Origin of the sequence: Mesorhizobium sp. M5C.F.Ca.ET.164.01.1.1 (assembly GCF_004792125.1) — a bacterium.
GTDB lineage: Bacteria > Pseudomonadota > Alphaproteobacteria > Rhizobiales > Rhizobiaceae > Mesorhizobium > Mesorhizobium wenxiniae.
The window spans coordinates 1-399 of the sequence record NZ_SRTG01000161.1; the positions used below are offsets into that span (position 1 = coordinate 1).

The 399-nt window shown below is 59.6% G+C and carries 1 protein-coding gene and 1 pseudogene; both read left to right on the top strand.

All coding sequences use genetic code 11. The annotated features are described in order from the left end of the window. A partial coding sequence (locus tag EN807_RS32910; RefSeq protein WP_135937966.1) for a peptidylprolyl isomerase occupies positions 1-293 on the top strand: 293 nt, incomplete at its 5' end. A 26-nt stretch (positions 294-319) separates the two neighbouring features. Then, positions 320-399 (top strand): annotated as a pseudogene (locus EN807_RS32915) (peptidylprolyl isomerase); the annotation flags it as partial.

Sequence of the window (399 nt, forward strand, 5' to 3'; positions counted from 1 at the left end):
TCGGCACCGGCGGCTCGGACCTGCCCGACCTGCCGGCCGAATTCTCTCAGACCGAGCACTACAAGCGTGGCGTGGTCGGCATGGCCCGCTCGCAGGATCCGAATTCCGCCAACTCGCAGTTCTTCATCATGTTCGCGCCGGCACCGCCGCTCGATGGCCAGTACACCATCGTCGGCAATGTCGTCAGCGGCATGGAGCTGGTGGACAAGATCAAGAAGGGCGACGAGGCGGACAATGGCACGGTTGCCGATCCCGACCGGATGATCAAAGTGCGCATTGCCGCCGACAAATAGTTCCATTTTACAAAAGGATATCTGACATGGCTGAGATCAAGGACCGCGAGAACGCGCTCATCATGGAAACGACCAAGGGCGAGGTCGTCATCGAACTGTTTCCCGA